Annotated in this window: 11 protein-coding genes; 2 read left to right on the forward strand and 9 right to left on the reverse strand. The window is 44.4% G+C overall.

Going from position 1 to position 16,833, the window contains the following annotated elements:
- Window positions 1–77: 77 nt before the first annotated feature.
- Together H8S64_RS14860 and H8S64_RS14865 are read left to right on the forward strand one after the other, a co-directional pair.
- Window positions 78–779: a response regulator transcription factor gene (locus H8S64_RS14860; RefSeq protein ID WP_186977033.1), complete on the forward strand. Its 702-nt coding sequence runs from the start codon at window positions 78–80 to the stop codon at window positions 777–779.
- Between the two features lie 6 nt (window positions 780–785).
- On the forward strand, window positions 786–2,153 hold the full coding sequence (locus H8S64_RS14865) for a sensor histidine kinase (RefSeq protein ID WP_186977035.1): 1,368 nt from the start codon (window positions 786–788) through the stop codon (window positions 2,151–2,153).
- Here the strand turns inward: H8S64_RS14865 and H8S64_RS14870 are convergent.
- From H8S64_RS14870 to H8S64_RS14910, 9 genes are all read right to left on the reverse strand, one after another.
- On the reverse strand, window positions 2,150–3,046 hold the full coding sequence (locus H8S64_RS14870) for a lysophospholipid acyltransferase family protein (protein ID WP_186977037.1): 897 nt from the start codon (window positions 3,044–3,046) through the stop codon (window positions 2,150–2,152). The genes H8S64_RS14865 and H8S64_RS14870 overlap by 4 nt on opposite strands.
- A 238-nt stretch (window positions 3,047–3,284) precedes the next feature.
- On the reverse strand, window positions 3,285–5,675 hold the full coding sequence (locus tag H8S64_RS14875) for a zinc-dependent metalloprotease (protein WP_186977039.1): 2,391 nt from the start codon (window positions 5,673–5,675) through the stop codon (window positions 3,285–3,287).
- A 10-nt stretch (window positions 5,676–5,685) separates the two neighbouring features.
- On the reverse strand, window positions 5,686–8,169 hold the full coding sequence (locus H8S64_RS14880) for a zinc-dependent metalloprotease (RefSeq protein ID WP_186977041.1): 2,484 nt from the start codon (window positions 8,167–8,169) through the stop codon (window positions 5,686–5,688).
- Between the two features lie 15 nt (window positions 8,170–8,184).
- Window positions 8,185–9,156, reverse strand: coding sequence for a hypothetical protein (locus H8S64_RS14885; protein ID WP_186977043.1), 972 nt, complete (start codon window positions 9,154–9,156; stop codon window positions 8,185–8,187).
- A gap of 7 nt (window positions 9,157–9,163) precedes the next feature.
- A complete protein-coding gene (locus H8S64_RS14890; protein WP_186977045.1) occupies window positions 9,164–10,711 on the reverse strand; it encodes a RagB/SusD family nutrient uptake outer membrane protein in 1,548 nt (515 codons plus the stop codon).
- A 12-nt stretch (window positions 10,712–10,723) separates the two neighbouring features.
- Window positions 10,724–14,374, reverse strand: a complete 3,651-nt coding sequence (locus H8S64_RS14895) for a SusC/RagA family TonB-linked outer membrane protein (RefSeq protein WP_255469556.1) — start codon at window positions 14,372–14,374, stop codon at window positions 10,724–10,726.
- Window positions 14,375–14,483: 109 nt separating this feature from the next.
- Complete coding sequence (locus H8S64_RS14900) at window positions 14,484–15,638, reverse strand: FecR family protein (protein ID WP_099290735.1); 1,155 nt, start codon at window positions 15,636–15,638, stop codon at window positions 14,484–14,486.
- A gap of 231 nt (window positions 15,639–15,869) precedes the next feature.
- A complete protein-coding gene (locus H8S64_RS14905) occupies window positions 15,870–16,154 on the reverse strand; it encodes a hypothetical protein (RefSeq protein WP_186977047.1) in 285 nt (94 codons plus the stop codon).
- A 12-nt stretch (window positions 16,155–16,166) separates the two neighbouring features.
- A complete protein-coding gene (locus tag H8S64_RS14910) occupies window positions 16,167–16,796 on the reverse strand; it encodes a nitroreductase family protein (protein ID WP_186977049.1) in 630 nt (209 codons plus the stop codon).
- Window positions 16,797–16,833 lie beyond the last annotated feature (37 nt).

The following is a 16,833-nucleotide window of genomic DNA, read 5'->3' on the forward strand; positions in this document are numbered from 1 at the left end:
CTTACATTTTACCGCCGGCGCACGATATCCCGTTTATTTTCCTTAGATTTGTAAAAACATCAGGATACAGCGTGGTTATGGACAAAGAATTCAATTTCATCAAAAGAAAGAATATTCTGGTTGTCGACGACGAACGGCAATTACTGGAACTCATCGAGAGTATTCTCCGCAGGGACGGTTTCACCTCCATTGCGACCGCAGGCACGGCAAGCGAGGCACTGAAGTCCTGCAAACATTCCTTCCCGGACATCGCCGTGCTGGACGTGAACCTGCCCGACGGTGACGGTTTCTCGCTGATGAAGGAAATCCGGCAAATGAAGGACATCCCCATTCTTTTCCTCACGGCACGGGATAAACCGGAAGATATGTTCATGGGACTGGACGCCGGGGGTGACGATTACATGACCAAGCCTTTTCTCCCTAAAGAGCTTCTCTCGCGGTTGACGGCAATCCTGCGCCGCTCGTACAAAAATGAAAAGACCGTGGTGGAACTGGCAGATTGTACCGTTGATTTCGACAAGGCAGAGGTGAACAGGCAAGGCAGGATATTCCCACTGACGGCACGGGAACACGCTATACTGGGCGTACTGTACAAATCGGCGAACCGGGTGGTGACGATCGACACGCTCTGCGAAGAGGCATGGGGTGACAACCTGTACGGGTACGAGAACTCGCTTATGGCACACATCAGGCGTATCCGAGAGAAAATAGAAGACAACCCGTCCGCCCCGGTTTCCCTCATCACGATCAAAGGGCTAGGTTATAAACTCTTAATATAGTGCGCCATGAACGACCTGCAACATTCCATTAAACGAATCGGGAAACGGGTGCTAATCGGTGCCTTCCTGCTAATCACGATAAACGTGATCGTGTATTCACTCGTCGTTCACTATTACCTCAAGGCAGGCGGCTCGCAACCACCCGCGCAATTCATACGGAAGATTGCGGACAGGTTGCAAATAAACGACAACAATTTCCAACTCGATTCCTTACTTCTGGTGCAGATAAGAGAGCAACAGATGTGGGTGATGCTGCTGGACGACAAGAAGGGGAATATCCGCTGGGCAGTTGACCTCCCGAAAGAGATTCCCGACACGTACACCCTGAGCGATATTTCCTCTATGGCAAAATTCTACTTGAAAGACTATCCCGTGGTGACATGGAAAAAGGACGACGGGCTTCTCGTGGCGGGTTACCCGAAAGACAGTTACGCGCGGTATAACAGTATGCAACGGATAGCGGAAGTGAAATTTTTTCCCGTCCTCTATATCATGCTTATTTTCGGGAATATATTCGTGTTGATACTTGTCTACGTGTTTATCGACCACCGGATGTCGCGTTCGCTGAAAGGGGTACTCGGGGGCATACAAAAGTTGTCTAACGGGGAATCCGTTCAAGTAAAGGAGAAAGGGATGTTTGCCGACGTGGCATCCTGCCTGAACCGCACTTCGGGTATATTGCACAAGCGTTCCGTGTACCGGGAGAACTGGATAGCGGGCGTGTCACATGACGTGCGCACTCCCTTATCCGTGATTCTCGCACGGGCGGGACAACTGGAAGAGGGGAATTACTCCCCGGAAGAAACCCGGGAACAGGCACTTTATATCCGGAATCAAGCTCTTCAGCTACGGGAACTGATTGATGATCTGAATTTATTTTCCCAACTGGAAAACGGAACCCGGACACCGCGGAAAGAAACGTTCCACCCGGTAACTTTTTTCAGGCAGACCATCGCCGCTTTTCTCAACAATGAACCCCGGACGCAACGTTACCAAGTGGAGACAATCATCGCTCCCGGTATGGAATCTGCCGTCCTGCACGGGGATGCGCGTCTACTCGCGCGGGCTATCAATAACCTGCTTTACAATAGCATCCGACATACCCCGGAAGGGACGACATTGACATTGAGCTTGAAACATGAAAAGGGACGGTTCTGTTTTACCGTGGCAGATAACGGGGACGGGGTTTCTCCCGAATACTCGCGGGAACTACAAACCTTGGCGCAAGGCAGTCTGCCGGATGTACTTCCGGGACAGGAACACGGGTTGGGGTTAAGTATCGTGTGCCAGATCGTGAAGATGCACAAGGGAGAAATATTCTTTCGCGATTTACAACCTCACGGGTTCTCGACAGAGATCAGGTTACCGGACTAACGTTGTTCCGCGGGGCGTTTGTGTTTCCAGCGCCGATGCGACCAAAGCCAGTATTCGGGATTTTCACGGATAAACTTTTCCAGCATGCGGGTATGCATACGGGTAAGTTCTCCCGGTTCCAAGTTTTGCGGATCGGAACACAGGTCATAAAACTCGGCGTGATAATAACCGCGTTTCACTTTTCTCATGTTGAGATACACTACCGGTTGGTTCAATTTGCGGGCAATTTTTTCCGTTCCCTCCATCACGGGCGTATCTTGATTCAAGAAAGTCGTCCAGAAATTCAACGAATGTTTATTCGGGGTTTGATCGCCGATAAACCCGGTCATGCATATTTTCCCCTCTTTCTGGTTACGCAACATCACCCGTAACGTGTCGGCTTTCGCGAGAGGCGTTGCCCCAAAGCGACTTCTGATCAGGTAGGTCATCCGGTCGAATACCTTGTTGTGTATGGGTTTATAGATCGGGATTAACTCGATGCCTTTTTCCCACAGTTTATAAGAATACATCATCTCCCAGTTGCCGTAATGACCGGCAAAGACTATCACGCTACGTCCTTGCTCGAAATAATGATGGGGTACGTCCAAGTTCATCATCACGCAGCGCCGCTTGATTTCAGCCTCCGATATGTGCCACAATTTGTAGAACTCGGCAAACGTGTCACACAAGTGCCGATAGTAACGCCGGGCAATACGCTTTCGTTCTTCCTCGCTCTTCTCCGGGAAAGCGTTCCGCAGGTTCATGTCGACTACCCCGCGACGATACCTGATGCCATAATATAAAACAAGAAACAATATGTCCGTCACCCAATACATCATGGGCAACGGGAAGAAGCTTGCAATCCACAGGAATCCATATCCCGCGTAAGAGCATAAACAGATTAATAATTTCATTCGAACGCTATAAGTTTCACACGCATTTTGACTTGTTTTCCTACCACAAGTCAATCAAAGGTAGCAAAATTGTCGGCATTTTGAAATATATCAATTTCCATTTACGCTTTTTCCATGTAATTTATTATTTATATATACAAGGCAGAAACAGGCTATTCGCCTGAAGGCAGTGAGTAATCAAATAGATGTGTCAAATACGGTTCCCAACCGGTAAAACCGGAAGGGAACCGGAATCCGCTTACTTCGTTATCGAAGCAATCAATTTCATATCCTGTTCAATACGGTACATCATGGCACGGTAATGATCACGCATACGGCTGTCGGCATGTTGTTCGGACAATGCCTTTGCCTGATCGTGAATGTCATTCACCCAAGCGATCAGATTCGTCCCGTAGGTCGACAATTTGTTGCTATTAGTTAGAACGGCATTCTTCACTAACAAATCCATGAAGCACATGATAAATATATTTTCCGTGTGACACTCGAAGCCGGACAGTACCGTATTCTTGTCAAAATCCTTGAATAACAAACGACGTATATCCCGCCAGTATTCAATCAGGTTGTACGCTTTTTCGCCCTCGACACGAGAAGCCAACTCGATATTCCCGACCACCTTGGGGTTTAACAAGTACGTGAACACAATCTCCTGCAAACCGAAACGCACGGCTTCCGGGCCTACCCCGAATTCTTTGGCAAGTACCTCATCATACATCCAAGATTGAGGTGCGGCAAATACATACTCGGCAAGGAACGCCAACGTATTTTGCTGCAATTCTTTAGAAGAAAAGGCTTCCCCTTTTTCCAGAGTCATGCGGCAGCCGATGTTTTCCATCACTTTGTATACCAGATTCTGGTACAACGAACCTAAAGCTGTCGCTCCTCCCTGCGCGTACACCATCCAATCGTCGTTCTTCTTGTCGGCAGAAGCGGAAAGCTTGTTCAGATTCTTGATAAAGCGCTCCATGTTACGGACTCCCAAGCGTGCGGCCTCTATTTTATCCGAAGACAAATCCGAAGGCAAAGCCCGAAAATCGTAACTCGTGTTCTTCATGTAAAGAAGTGCCTTATCTTTCAAACGACGGTCCGTGAGGTCTTTCAATAATTTCCTGTCAGTATTGATATCCTTGCTGTTCGGGAACAACCGGTAGCCCCACTCGATAGCCCAACGGTCATAAGCACCGACTTTACAACCGACTAACTCATCCGTGGTCATCCTGTCCTCGGGCTGTGCCGCGAAGTTGTAAGAACAATCATCCAACACGGAAGCCGAGAATCCGTTCTTTTTCACGAAATTACGGTCACGAATCTGCGCGGGAGTGTAAGCGTAACTACCCGCGTAGTTGGGAAGTAATCCCAAGGCGAGTCCCACTTGTTTTGCCACGAACATACGAACGATAGCACCCGCCACCCGCGGATCAAAGTAATTCTTTTCCAAACGGGGGTCTACCCCGGCACAGCGGGCGAAATAGGTTTCCAAGTAGCCCCCCAGAGTAACGTGATTCAAATTCACGTTGCAAGCCAGTATCTCCCCGGTACGAATATCCCGATCGAAAGAAGTGGAGTTGCTACCCGCATTGATACTGTACGAGATCACGGCACGGGCGGAAGTCATCTCGTCCTCGTCCTTCGCCACTCGCACTTGAATGGCGTTTTTAAATCCCGCTTTCTCGAAAGCGGATTGCCATTGCAAAACCCCTTCTTTGGCATATTTGATCAATTCTTTCGGGAAATACGCATCCAGATAGAACACGATCGGTTCTTTCGGCTCGGTCAGAATACCCTTGGCGTAAGCGTTCATGTCCTTGGGTTCGAGGTTCCATTTGGTAACAATGGTTCTTTTCTTCACCCCGTAAGGATTCGTGCCGAAATCGTAGTAATTCAAGGTTTCGTACCCCACACGCTCGTCGGCATAGCGCACCCGCATACGCCTTTCGGGCAACAGATCCACGTGACACTCGATACCCGCCACGTTCTGGTCAACAATCCACGTCAACTTGAATTTCACCCCGTTTCGTTTCTTCAACACCTCGTTCACGAAAATCATCTCGCCTCCCCCGGATTGCTTGTTACCCTTGAGGGCGGCACTCGTGCCCTCGTCCGAGAGTTTATACCAATCGGCAACACCCTTGATCTGGTTCGTGATCTCGATAATCACCCCGGCGGAGTCCTTCCCCCAAGCCACGATCGGGTAAACCGCTTCCACGGGCAAAAGAGTTTCCTCTGCCAGTATGCGCTCCAACTCGGGTTGCTTCTCCGAAGCCACCATGCCATTGTACTCGCTGTACATGTACAGTTTATCTTTCGGTCCTTTCTTGAAACACACCACCCCGGCAGATTCCTGCCCCGAAGCTCTCACCCCGATACCTTTCAACATCTGACCGGAGATAAAAATATCTCTCCCGAGGTATTCGTCAGCGATCTCCATGTAATACTTATCGTCCGCCTCGTACACGGGGAAAATAGCGTCCACCCGTTTCATCCCTTCCTTGAAGAATTTGTCAAACGCCATGGGACCTTTTTTTGTTTCCGCGGCAGGCTTCTTCTCTTCCGGGGCTTTCTTCTCCTGCCCGATACCCGGTAAGGACACCAGCAGGCACAATGCAATGAACAATATATAACTTCTCATCATAACCTCACTTTTAATATATAGCATTCTTCTCTCCCTTCAACCACCCCCTTATCGTTTTCACGATCGCGTCAGCGTGCATCCGGGCTGACTCGTCTTGCGTCTTAACGGCATAAGCCTCTGCCGCCTTTGCCACGCTTTCCATTTGCAGGGTGAATAACGTCAACAGGTTGGTCGTTTTTCTCACCTCAGAGTAATTCGTGATCACCATTACCTGACGGATGTATTCCATTTGAAGGTCCCTACGAGAGGAAGGTATTTCATCCCCGTTTTTCAACTCGGAGAATATACCGTCTTCCATATCCCGGAAGAACTCCTCGGGAGTGTAATTCCCTTCACGCCCGTACAACTCCACGCAAGTGGTAAGGAATGCAGATTTCGGCAACAAGTTTTGGATCACGAAACGCTGGATACTGCTCCATGTTTTCAACCCGTCGACTTCAGCCAATCCCGTGATACGTTTGTCAAATAACCAGTCGGGTCTGTTGAACACGTGTTTCGCGAGGAAGTCCATAGCCTCCTTTTGCCGTTCGAGTTCCACCATGCTGGAACCCGTCCCGGGCTCCGACCGCAAGGGAGTTTCACTGTAACGACCTGCCACGTTTTTCAGCACGTGCGAAACGAAATACATGTATTGGTTCAATACCCCGCTATATATCATTTTCAGGTAGGTAGCCTCATCGTCATCGCCTTTCGTCCACGCTTCCAGATTATTCATGATCAATTTCAAATTCTTGATACCATACTCGCTTGCCTTCATGCTATTGTCACCCAAGTCCTCAGACTGCCAGCGGGGATCGGACATATCCAACTCCGTTCCGAACCTGTATTTCGGGTCTTCCTTGTATTTCTCCCCCACCCATTTTCTTAAATAGGCGGTTTCCTCGTTCAGCTTCATCCCGGGGAAATAGCGATATCCCCACTCTATGGCAAATTCATCATAGATTCCGATACCGGGAATCAAATCTTTCGTGTCAATCTTGTCTTCCGGCTGGGCGATATAGTTCATACGCGCATAGTCCATGATGGAAGCGGTATGCCCGTATTTCTTCACAAATTCCCTATCTCTCAACTTCTCCACGGGATAAGTACTGCTTGCCCCGAAATTGTGGCGCAGTCCCAAGGTATGCCCTACCTCGTGAGCCACAACAAAACGCATCACGTCGCCGATTACCTCTTCCGGCATCGGGTATTGACGCACCCGAGGAGCGGAAGCGGCAGCTTGGCAGAAATACCATTGTTGTACCATAGCCATCACGTTGTGGAAGATTCCGATATGAGAACAAAGTATCTCACCGGAACGGGGGTCTGCCATGTGAGGCCCGTAAGCGTTCGCTACCAATGACGCCTTGTAAGAGATCACGGAATAACGAATGTCCTCGATAGAAAAGTCCGGGTCTTCTTCCGGCGTGGGAGCCATCTTGCCGATAATGGCGTTCTTGAAACCGATCTTCTCGAAAACAGGCCGCCACAAGTTCACCGCCTCAACAAAGTAAGGTTGCAGGAATTTCGGGGTATTGCGATCGATATAGAACACGATCGGTTTTACCGGCTCCACCAATTCCCCGCGTTTGTATTTCTCCATATCTTCCGGTTTCGGTTCCAAACGCCAGCGGCTAACCATACTGATACGTTCCGATTTGTAAGGATTCGCCCCGAAATCAACTTTCCCGTACGCAAAATATCCTACCCGACTATCCTCGAAACGCGGACGCATCGGTACTTCCGGTAACAAGGCAATGGATACCCCGATTTCCCAACGCGTGGGAGGAGTCGGCTCACTTCCGCCTTTCGGGTACGCCGGACTAGGCGGCAAGGCTCTCGAACCTGCAGAATAACTCTTCACGGAACGAAAGATGATGTTATTCTTAAAAGTGCTGATCTTGGTCATGTAAGAACGATCCGCTTGAAAAGAACCCAGTCCCATCTTTTTGGCAGACGCTTTCAACGAGAACAAGTCATTATCCCCCGTCACGGCTGTCGTCACATCCAACAACAAGGAGTTTTCGCCCTTCGCCTTCACGTCGAACACGTACAACACGGGAATCAGACTCGCATTCTTTACCGTGTTGTATATTCCCATCGTCGTGTCCGTCACGGCATAGCCGTAAGTGGGCTTTTTCACGAACACCTTGTCCTTGGGTCCCCGCTCGAAACTAATAATCGTGTGGGTCAAGGCATCTCCCGGGTAACCGTACATTTGAGTAGGGGTCGGCTTCGGATTCTCCGACCCCTTGATGATTGAAATCATGGATACAAATTCCCTCTCCATCATATCATCGGGAATTTCCATGTAATACTTGTCATCCTGCACGTATACATTGAACATCCCTTCATGTACCTCCGCTTCAGATTTTATAAACTCCGAAATAGCAGGCAATCCCTTCCGTTTCGTCGAATCCGCCTCTACTTTTTCTTTCTCTTGGGCAGAAAGTACAGGCACACACATCCCTAAATAGCATATAGCGAATGCTATTAATCTACATACAATTTTCATACAGATACTTATTTGTTAATTGTTTCCTAGTTTTTCAGCTCGCATTTTTTCAATGATACTTTTCACAATACCGTACTTTTTAAAAACGTGCGGATAATCCTCCTCGTATAATTCCCGTACTTGTTCCTCCGTGAAACCTAAATACAGGGCTACATAGTCATTCACATCTTGATCTCTCGAAGGGAAATAATACAATTCTCCCTCTATAATCGGTCTATTGGGAGCAGGTTTCAAGAAACCGTATTCCTCACAAGGTGCATAGGAAGGATTATATTTACTTGGAGCAGTATTAATATCCACCTTATTTCCATAACCATAATATTCATTAACATCCTTAGTCAACACTTTGTAAAAAGGATCCAAATCCGTTTTGTTGTAAGTATTGTAAATATAAGTTCCAACTTGAGCGGTTAATATTTCTCCCGCAAGCATTCTTTTTTCTTTTTCATCCATATTTTTGATGTCCGGTAATTTACCGACAGCAACAGTCGTTAATCCGGAAAAAGCTGAACCAATATAAGGAAGATAATTTTTATCATTCAACCCCATATGCAATGTATCCACCAGTAAATAACTACGAGGAACATCTATAAAATCCGGGAAATTCGCTAATACATAGTCTCGTAGCAATTTAACACCTTCCATTATATCTTCTTCATTAGAAGACAGTACATAAGCATTGGGAACTTCTCCATAGATATTACCCGTGATCGTGTAATTCAACTTAATCACCTCGTAATAAATATTAGGACGCCCGAAAGCATCGGTTCCCCGATCTTGGGAACCAATGGTATCATTGTAAAAAATAGGTACACCATACAGTTCATAGGCTTGATATATCGTATGATCCAGTACACTATTCGGATTGTCTTTATTTACCCACCAGTTTTCATCTTGATAACTGGGCATTACATCATCTTCTTTATCATTACAAGAAATTAAAAACGATGTACAAATAATGGCTGCTATATAAAATATCTTTTTCATAGACTACTTAATTATTAATCTTACGTTCCTCTCTTATTACATTCTGAACTAAAGAACCATTGTTATAACTTATGGCATAATCCGGTATAGGCAGTACATAAGCTGTCTCTTCATTATACTTCTTCAAGCGGAAATTCCCCTCGAAAGAGTACTGCGACGCGGAAGGTCTTGAATAATGCGGATGGAGAATTTCTTTCGTGAAAGGATGTGTCGAAGATACTGCATACCGACGTAAATCGAACCAACGATGTCCCTCGAAACACAATTCCCGGCGACGTTCGTTTCTAATAAAGTCAATAAAATTCTCATCCCTATTGGCAATCATTTCCTCCTCAATAGCAGGCATTTGCCCTTGGACAAAACGATTTTCCCGTAATATATTCAACGTAGCCTTCGCTCCGGTTTCATCACCGGACATGGCTTGTGCCTCTGCTTTATTTAAATAGACCTCAGCCATTCGCAACAAAAACACATCCGAAACATAACCGTCCACATCCTGATCTCTCAATTTGATACAACGATAAAGTCCCGGGGTTTTATAACTCTCCAGCATGAAAGCTTGCCACCGCAAATCATTCTCATCATAACTATCCTGCAAATCATCCGAAACGACAGGACAAGGAAGGATAGCAGTATACCATTCACTATAATATTGTTCGCGCATCACCAAATCCATTGAATAAGACCCTTGAGAAAAAATGGTTTCGGGAGAACCGGAACGAGTAAAACTGGTTCCCATTGTAAATGAACGCAAATCTTCCAAAGAATAAGTCGCCATCTTCAACACTGAATCGCATTGAGCGATAACATCCTCCCATTTTTCCATATACAGATATACCCGACTCAAGAATAAACGGGCCGCAGCTTCGTTTGCCTGATACACCGTAGTTTGCTCAACACCTTTCAACAACGGAATTGCTTGTTGCAAATCTTCGACGATAGCGTCATACACTTCTGCAACGGTATTACGAGAAAAATATTTATCCTCTATATACTCTGTTAGTTTCAACGGAACACCTAATTCCGTGTCCGCAGTCGTCTTAGAATACGGTAATGCGTAGAAATTAACCAAGAAATAATAAAAACTTGCCCTCAAAAACAAAGCTTCCCCTTTGATCCGGTTACGCTCCTCCATAGGATCCTCTGTCATATCATCCACTTTCGGAATAACGACATTGGCGATAGCAATCCGCGAGTAAAGATCACTCCATGTTTCATCTTTATACGGAGTTCCGTTCTGATTGAACGGATTCTTATCCCAATGATAAAAACCTTCGATAGGCATAAATCCCCCGTATGCATCCGTCGCACTATTACGTTCCACGCAATCGTCATCCATTACATGTAACCACGGGAAAGTATGTTTCTCGCTTCCCGCTATTGATAACGATGTTTTTTTTGCGGTCCTTTTGATATAACAATTCCCGATCAATAATTCCTCCAAATCCGAGGTCGAAGCGGCATAAGCCAAATCTTGAGAATAATCCTCCAGAAAATCACTACAAGAAGTGAAGACCAACAAGCAAATAACCCAATATAATATTCTATTTTTCATAACTTCTCAACATTAGAATGTAATATTTAAACGGCAAGAATACGTCGGACGAATACTCATATTAATAGTCGGGGAGCTTCCCGATTGAGTTGCCGGGTCTTGTCCTTTCAATTTTTTATTACATAAGGTAAATAAATTCGTCCCCGTGAACTCGATGGAAGCAGATCTCAAATGCATTTTTTTGCACAGGTTTTCAGTAAACAAATACCGTAACGTCATGGATGACAAACGCAAATAATTACCACTTACGACACGAATATTTGAATTATCATACATTTCCCAAATATTACTACCAAAAGCGAAAGAATAATCTCTCCACCAAGGAGATAATGAATTCGTAAATTCGGTACCACCAACTATACCCGGAATATCTGTATACATTTCATCACCAGCCTTTTGCCAACGTTTCAAATATTCCCGACGTACATTCTGATGAGGCTGCGGGGCTAGAGTCCCATACGAACCACTCAAATTAGGATACAATTTCATTAAACGGATTTTAGAACCCAAACTGTAAGTAAAGTTAAATCCTAACACCAAACGTTTATAAGAAAGTTTATTATTGATACTTCCTTGAAGTACCGGGACACGACAACCGGAGTATTTCATGACAGTTTTGTACACTTCTTCTTTATCATCCATCGCAAGATATTTTTCTTTCACCTCGTCTAACTCTATATCATAAAACATCGGACGACCGTCATTCGGGTCTAACCCCTTGAATTTATAAGAATAGAAAGAATTCAACGAACGTCCGGGAATCTCCACGTTACCACTCAAATAATCGGCATAAGTAATCTCATCTCGGGTAACCTTGTCTTTATTATTTATTGCCCGATTCAGCAATTTATTCAATACCTGACCGATCTGAGGATCAATGCTCCAGCGAAAACCATCCGTTCCCCCTTGAGGATTGAAAGGTATGAAATTCAAAGACATTTCCCACCCTTGATTCTCTATCGTTCCGGAATTTACCGTGTAATTGGTTATACCATTGATCTCGGAAATCGTCTTACTCAAGAATGCATCCGTTGTTTTCTTGTAATAATAGGAAACCGTACCTTTAATCGCCGTATTCAAGAACGAGAAATCCAAGCCGACATTCAAAGAAGAAGTCTTTTCCCATTTCAAGTTCGGATTCGGAAAAGAATTAACCGTTGATTCATATTTATTCCCGAATTGATTATTCGGATCCCCTTTCTTGATAATCAGCTCCGGGGTTTGCGAATCCAACATATTTCCTTGGTAGCCGAAAGAAACACGCAAAGACAACAAATCCACCCAATTTACCGTTTTCAACACATCCTCTTTTGTATTCCAACGCCCGGCAATCGCCCAAATCGGTAAAAATTTGCTATTACTTTTGCTACCGAATTTATTGGAAGCATCACTTCTCGTGTTAAAAGTCAAAACATAACGATCACGATAGCTATAAGACAAAGTAAAATATCCCGACATCATATTTGTCAAAGAATTTGTCCGCTTTCCCCGGGCAAGTTCATCCGTGGCTAACCAAGTTCCATAAAGCGGATATTCATTAATATCCACAGGTGCAAAAATTTCTCCACGTCCCGGGATATAACAACGACGGGTTTGACGTAACCCTCTGTACCGGGTTGAAGAAAGCTCTCCTCCTATGGAAGCTGTAATCAAGTGTATATTCTCTGCATCAAGGAATTTATTGAAATCAGTTTGCAGTCTTACGGTATAAGACTTATTACGCGAAGTCAACTGATTCAACTCTCCTCCAAAAGGCATATAATTAGACTTTCCGCTTTCTTCAACCCGATCTCTTAACTCATTAGCATAGAATGTTTCCTCCCCCCTGTAAGTTTCTTCATTTGTATTACTATTCGAATAGGAGATTGTCAATCCCGCATTCAAGTAACTAGTAAACTTGTAATTTATAGAAGTATTAAACGTAAACCCGCTGGTTTCAATATCCCGAGAACTATTTCTCACCTCATTCAATATATTGAAAGGATAACGGAATGATCCATCTTCCTCTCCAATACGATCATAATAATACAAGGAACCATCCTCATTATAAGCCGGAATAGTACGGGCAGTATTGAAAGCATAATTCAAAACATCGATCTCTTCAGGCGTGTAACTTTTCTCATTTACATTAGCCTGCAAGGCGAAACGGGCTGAAAATTTATTATAGTTAGCAGTCACATTCAAATTCGTGGAATAACGTTTATTCTGTTCTCCCTTAAGCACCCCTTTTTCATCATTATATCCCAAAGAAGCATAATAACGTATATTATCGGTTCCTCCCGATAAACTTAAGGTATGATTATGCGAGAATGCATCACGACATAATAACTTAAACCAATCGGTATTCGTCGTTTCATAACGGCTCACCAAAGATTGGAACTCGTCAAAATCCATTTTACCATTCCAATAATCGGAAATTGCAGCCTCATAACCAACCCAAGCATTTAACCTAGTAAACATGACTCCTTTTTCAATCAGTTCGCGAGAAAAAGCCATTCGTTCTTCGGAATTCATCATATTTACTTCTCGGTCTCCATACCGGGGACGCAAAGACAAACTTCCGGTCATCGAATAAGAAACTGTCGGTGGTCCTATCTTACCCTTCTTCGTGGTAATCACGATCACACCATTAGCGGCACGCGTACCATACAATGCAGTAGCAGAAGCGTCCTTCAACACGTCGATTTGCTCGATATCATCCGGGTTCAAACCTGAAATAGCATTACCCAACAAATTCACGAAATCCAAATCATTAATCTGCGAGGGGTCAACATTCACCGGATCATGCAAAATGATACCATCCAATACCCAAAGCGGTTCACGAGAACCCAACACTGTTGAAGAACCCCGAATACGTAATTTGGGGGCAGCTCCTACCTGACCGGAATTTTGCATGAAAATCATGCCCGGCACATGCCCTTCCAGCATTTTATCAATAGTCGAAATTCCGGCAACATTAATATCATCAGCTTTTAACGTGGTTACAGCACTCGTCAAATGACGTTTATCTATCTTCTGGTAACCAGTGATTACCACTTCCTCCATTTCTTCCACGTCCTCATCCATCACGATATCCAACTTCTTGCCCGGGATATACTTCACCTCCTGCCTTTTCATTCCCACGAAAGAGAATATAAAAGTCACCGTATCCCGTGGAATGGCGATTTTAAACTTACCCTCTATGTCAGACACGACTCCGACACTTGTTCCCTTGACCAACACGGTTACACCCGGAAGCGGTTCGCCTCTCCTGTCTTTCACCGTACCGGTTACCGTTTTACTCTCCTTTTTCTTGTTATCATCATCTTTATTCGTGATGTAGATGATGTCCTGTTCGAAAAAATACCGTAAAGAAGTATTTCGGAATACCTCATCCAATACCTCACGAACCGTCTTTCCGCTAGCCTTCACGTTGAAAGCTTTCAAGTCCTTTACATGTTCTTCATTGTAAATGAACCGCAACCCTGTTTGTTTCCATATTTCCTGACACAGCGTGTTCACGTCACATTTATGCAAGTCGAGAGAAACAACCTGCTCTTGCGAGTAGCTATTCGCCATCGCCCCGGAAATAAAAAAGAAACAAAAAATCATCAACAGTCGCATAATTTTCAAAGTCTTTGATTTTTTCACGCTAAAAACAGCGTATTTCCAAATAGATTTCATAAATTTGTAGTTAAAGATTACACATAGTGAATAGGGATCCGCTTGCCAATGGACCTATTCATTTAACTTTTAAAAGGTGAAGATGGGGAAACATCTTCATCTTTTTTTATTACAACTTACTTATAAATACTGTATTTCCTTTCACTTTAAAGCGAGCGTCCGATATCTTCTCGAAAGAACGGAACAACTCCTGTACATCCTTATATCGTTTCAAATTACCGGATAAATGCACATCACGCAAACCTCCGTTTTGATAGAACACATCCAAACCGTACCATCTACTCAACTTATCCATAATCGAACCCAAAGATTCGTTCCGGAAGATAAAATCTCCGTCTTTCCATGCCACGTACGGCAGTACATCGACATCTTCGACCTTTATCCCATCTTTTGACTTATCAAATATACCTTTTTGATTTGGTTTTAACAACACCTCTTTTCCACCTTGATTCATACTCACGGAACCTGTCACAAGAACAGTCTCCACCCCATCATAGGTATTCACGTTAAATTCCGTACCATAGACTCTGACTGCCACATCATCTTCCATCTGTACGATAAAGGGCATCTCTTTATTCTTTGCCACATCGAAATATGCCTCTCCTTTCAAATAAACCACCCGCTGCATTCCATTAAACCGTACCGGGTAAAGCAATTCCGTTTCGGCATTCAACCACACCCGCGTTCCGTCTGACAATGTCAAATTAAACTCTCCCCCCCGTGGAATCAACAAACGATTCATCACTTTCTCCGCATCTTTTTCCAAAGTTTCATCCTCTCGAACAGCTTGATAAGAAATACTACCCGTTTCATTCACTCGCACTGAAGTTCCATCCCGTTCCTCCAATTGTCGGGTTTCCATTCCCATCTCGACCTTTTCACCCGAGGATAATACCAGTATTGCCTGAGGCTTTCCCGGTTGAATCGATATTTCCCGTGCCATTTGTACCGGAACTTCCGTCGTGCGCCAGAAAAGAACACCTCCCACACTCAACGCTAAAACCAATACAGCCGCCACGCTATACCAAACACGTATATTCAAATTCTTTTTCAATTTCCGACGGAAAGTATTGAAATCCGGTTGTACCTCACGAGCATATACGCTCCACTCCAAAGCCAAGTGCACTCGCTGGAACTCCCTAAAATACTCCCGGTTACGCTCACTCTCGGCTAACCATATCTCCACGTCTTCACGAACGATTTCATCCGCTTCGTCCAAGAGATACAAGAGTAATTTTTCATCTATTTCGTTTTGCTCCATCATAGTCGTGATATTCTTCAACTATAATACAGTTCAAGAACAAAAATCATTGACTCGAAAATAAACTTTTTTCAAAGAAAAATAATTCACACAAAAATACACACTCGAAATCAACACATTACAAAAATCATTTTTCTCAAATATTTTCTTCTATTTCCTCCTCGACCGACAGAAATCGCCTTCCACAAATAAAGAGATAAGCAAGTAATTATCTATTTATCCCTTTTTACATTCTTAATATTTTCCTTTCAAAGACCTTCGGGAAGGTCTTTGAAAGGAGTTTGAAAGGAGTTTAAAAGGACTTTGTTCCCTATCTTCACCGGCACAACTCCCTGTTCTCTCCGGAAATTCATCATGCCCACCAAACTTTTGCATCGTATTTCTATTCTCATCATTTTCTATTTTTAAATCAACGATACAAAAATATCCTCCTCTCCTCTTGTCATCAACCAAATGACACAGACAGCCAAATAACTTTATAAACACCCCAAAATTTGACACAAACCTCATCTTATTCATAACGAATACTTACTACCAAACATTGCGATGTATTCTATCCTCGATGTTGATTTCCTTTTGTTTACAGATATGTGCATTTTCAGCGGGATAACCGATGGCGAGGAAGCAGGTAAACTCGTATTCTTCGGGAGCATTGACAAGTAGCTTCACGTGCTGCGGTTCATTACCGATAGGAATACGGAACGCGCACGCCAGTCCTTCTGCCGTTGCCGCCAGCAAAATATTTTCAACTGCAGCCCAAGCGGAGGCAAAATAATTGAGCGAACTTTGGTCTGCCGGCTTGCATAGAGGGTAATCCTTCTGCCGGAAAAACGGCAGGACGAGGCAATCACTTTGTATAAGCATTCGTTGCTGTTTGGGTAGGGCATCGACAAACATCGCGTGTTCATCCTCATCCATTACATTTGCCGCCGCTTCCAATCCCGTCTGCTGAATACGTTGGGTATTTTCCACCACCGGCGACACGAGCCGGGCAATATTTTCTGGTCCTCTTACAACGACGAACTCGAACTGGCGCAAATGGTCGTTAGTAGGAGCCTTGAAAGCTGCCGACAAAATCTTTTCCAACACTTCATTCGAAACTTCCTTATCAGAAAAATCTCGGATAGTTCTTCTTCTTTCTAATACCTGATAAAAATCCATAACGATATGTTTTAAGTTACATTTATTGTTTTTCAAT

It is taken from the genome of Butyricimonas hominis (genome assembly GCF_014287455.1).
GTDB classification, from domain to species: Bacteria; Bacteroidota; Bacteroidia; order Bacteroidales; family Marinifilaceae; genus Butyricimonas; species Butyricimonas muris.

Bases quoted from the DNA above. Each gene is read 5' to 3' on its own strand.
- H8S64_RS14860 (WP_186977033.1), top strand. From the start codon at position 78: ATGGACAAAGAATTCAATTTCATCAAAAGAAAGAATATTCTGGTTGTC.
- H8S64_RS14865 (WP_186977035.1), top strand. From the start codon at position 786: ATGAACGACCTGCAACATTCCATTAAACGAATCGGGAAACGGGTGCTA.
- H8S64_RS14870 (WP_186977037.1), bottom strand. From the start codon at position 3,046: ATGAAATTATTAATCTGTTTATGCTCTTACGCGGGATATGGATTCCTG.
- H8S64_RS14875 (WP_186977039.1), bottom strand. From the start codon at position 5,675: ATGATGAGAAGTTATATATTGTTCATTGCATTGTGCCTGCTGGTGTCC.
- H8S64_RS14880 (WP_186977041.1), bottom strand. From the start codon at position 8,169: ATGAAAATTGTATGTAGATTAATAGCATTCGCTATATGCTATTTAGGG.
- H8S64_RS14885 (WP_186977043.1), bottom strand. From the start codon at position 9,156: ATGAAAAAGATATTTTATATAGCAGCCATTATTTGTACATCGTTTTTA.
- H8S64_RS14890 (WP_186977045.1), bottom strand. From the start codon at position 10,711: ATGAAAAATAGAATATTATATTGGGTTATTTGCTTGTTGGTCTTCACT.
- H8S64_RS14895 (WP_255469556.1), bottom strand. From the start codon at position 14,374: ATGAAATCTATTTGGAAATACGCTGTTTTTAGCGTGAAAAAATCAAAG.
- H8S64_RS14900 (WP_099290735.1), bottom strand. From the start codon at position 15,638: ATGATGGAGCAAAACGAAATAGATGAAAAATTACTCTTGTATCTCTTG.
- H8S64_RS14905 (WP_186977047.1), bottom strand. From the start codon at position 16,154: ATGAATAAGATGAGGTTTGTGTCAAATTTTGGGGTGTTTATAAAGTTA.
- H8S64_RS14910 (WP_186977049.1), bottom strand. From the start codon at position 16,796: ATGGATTTTTATCAGGTATTAGAAAGAAGAAGAACTATCCGAGATTTT.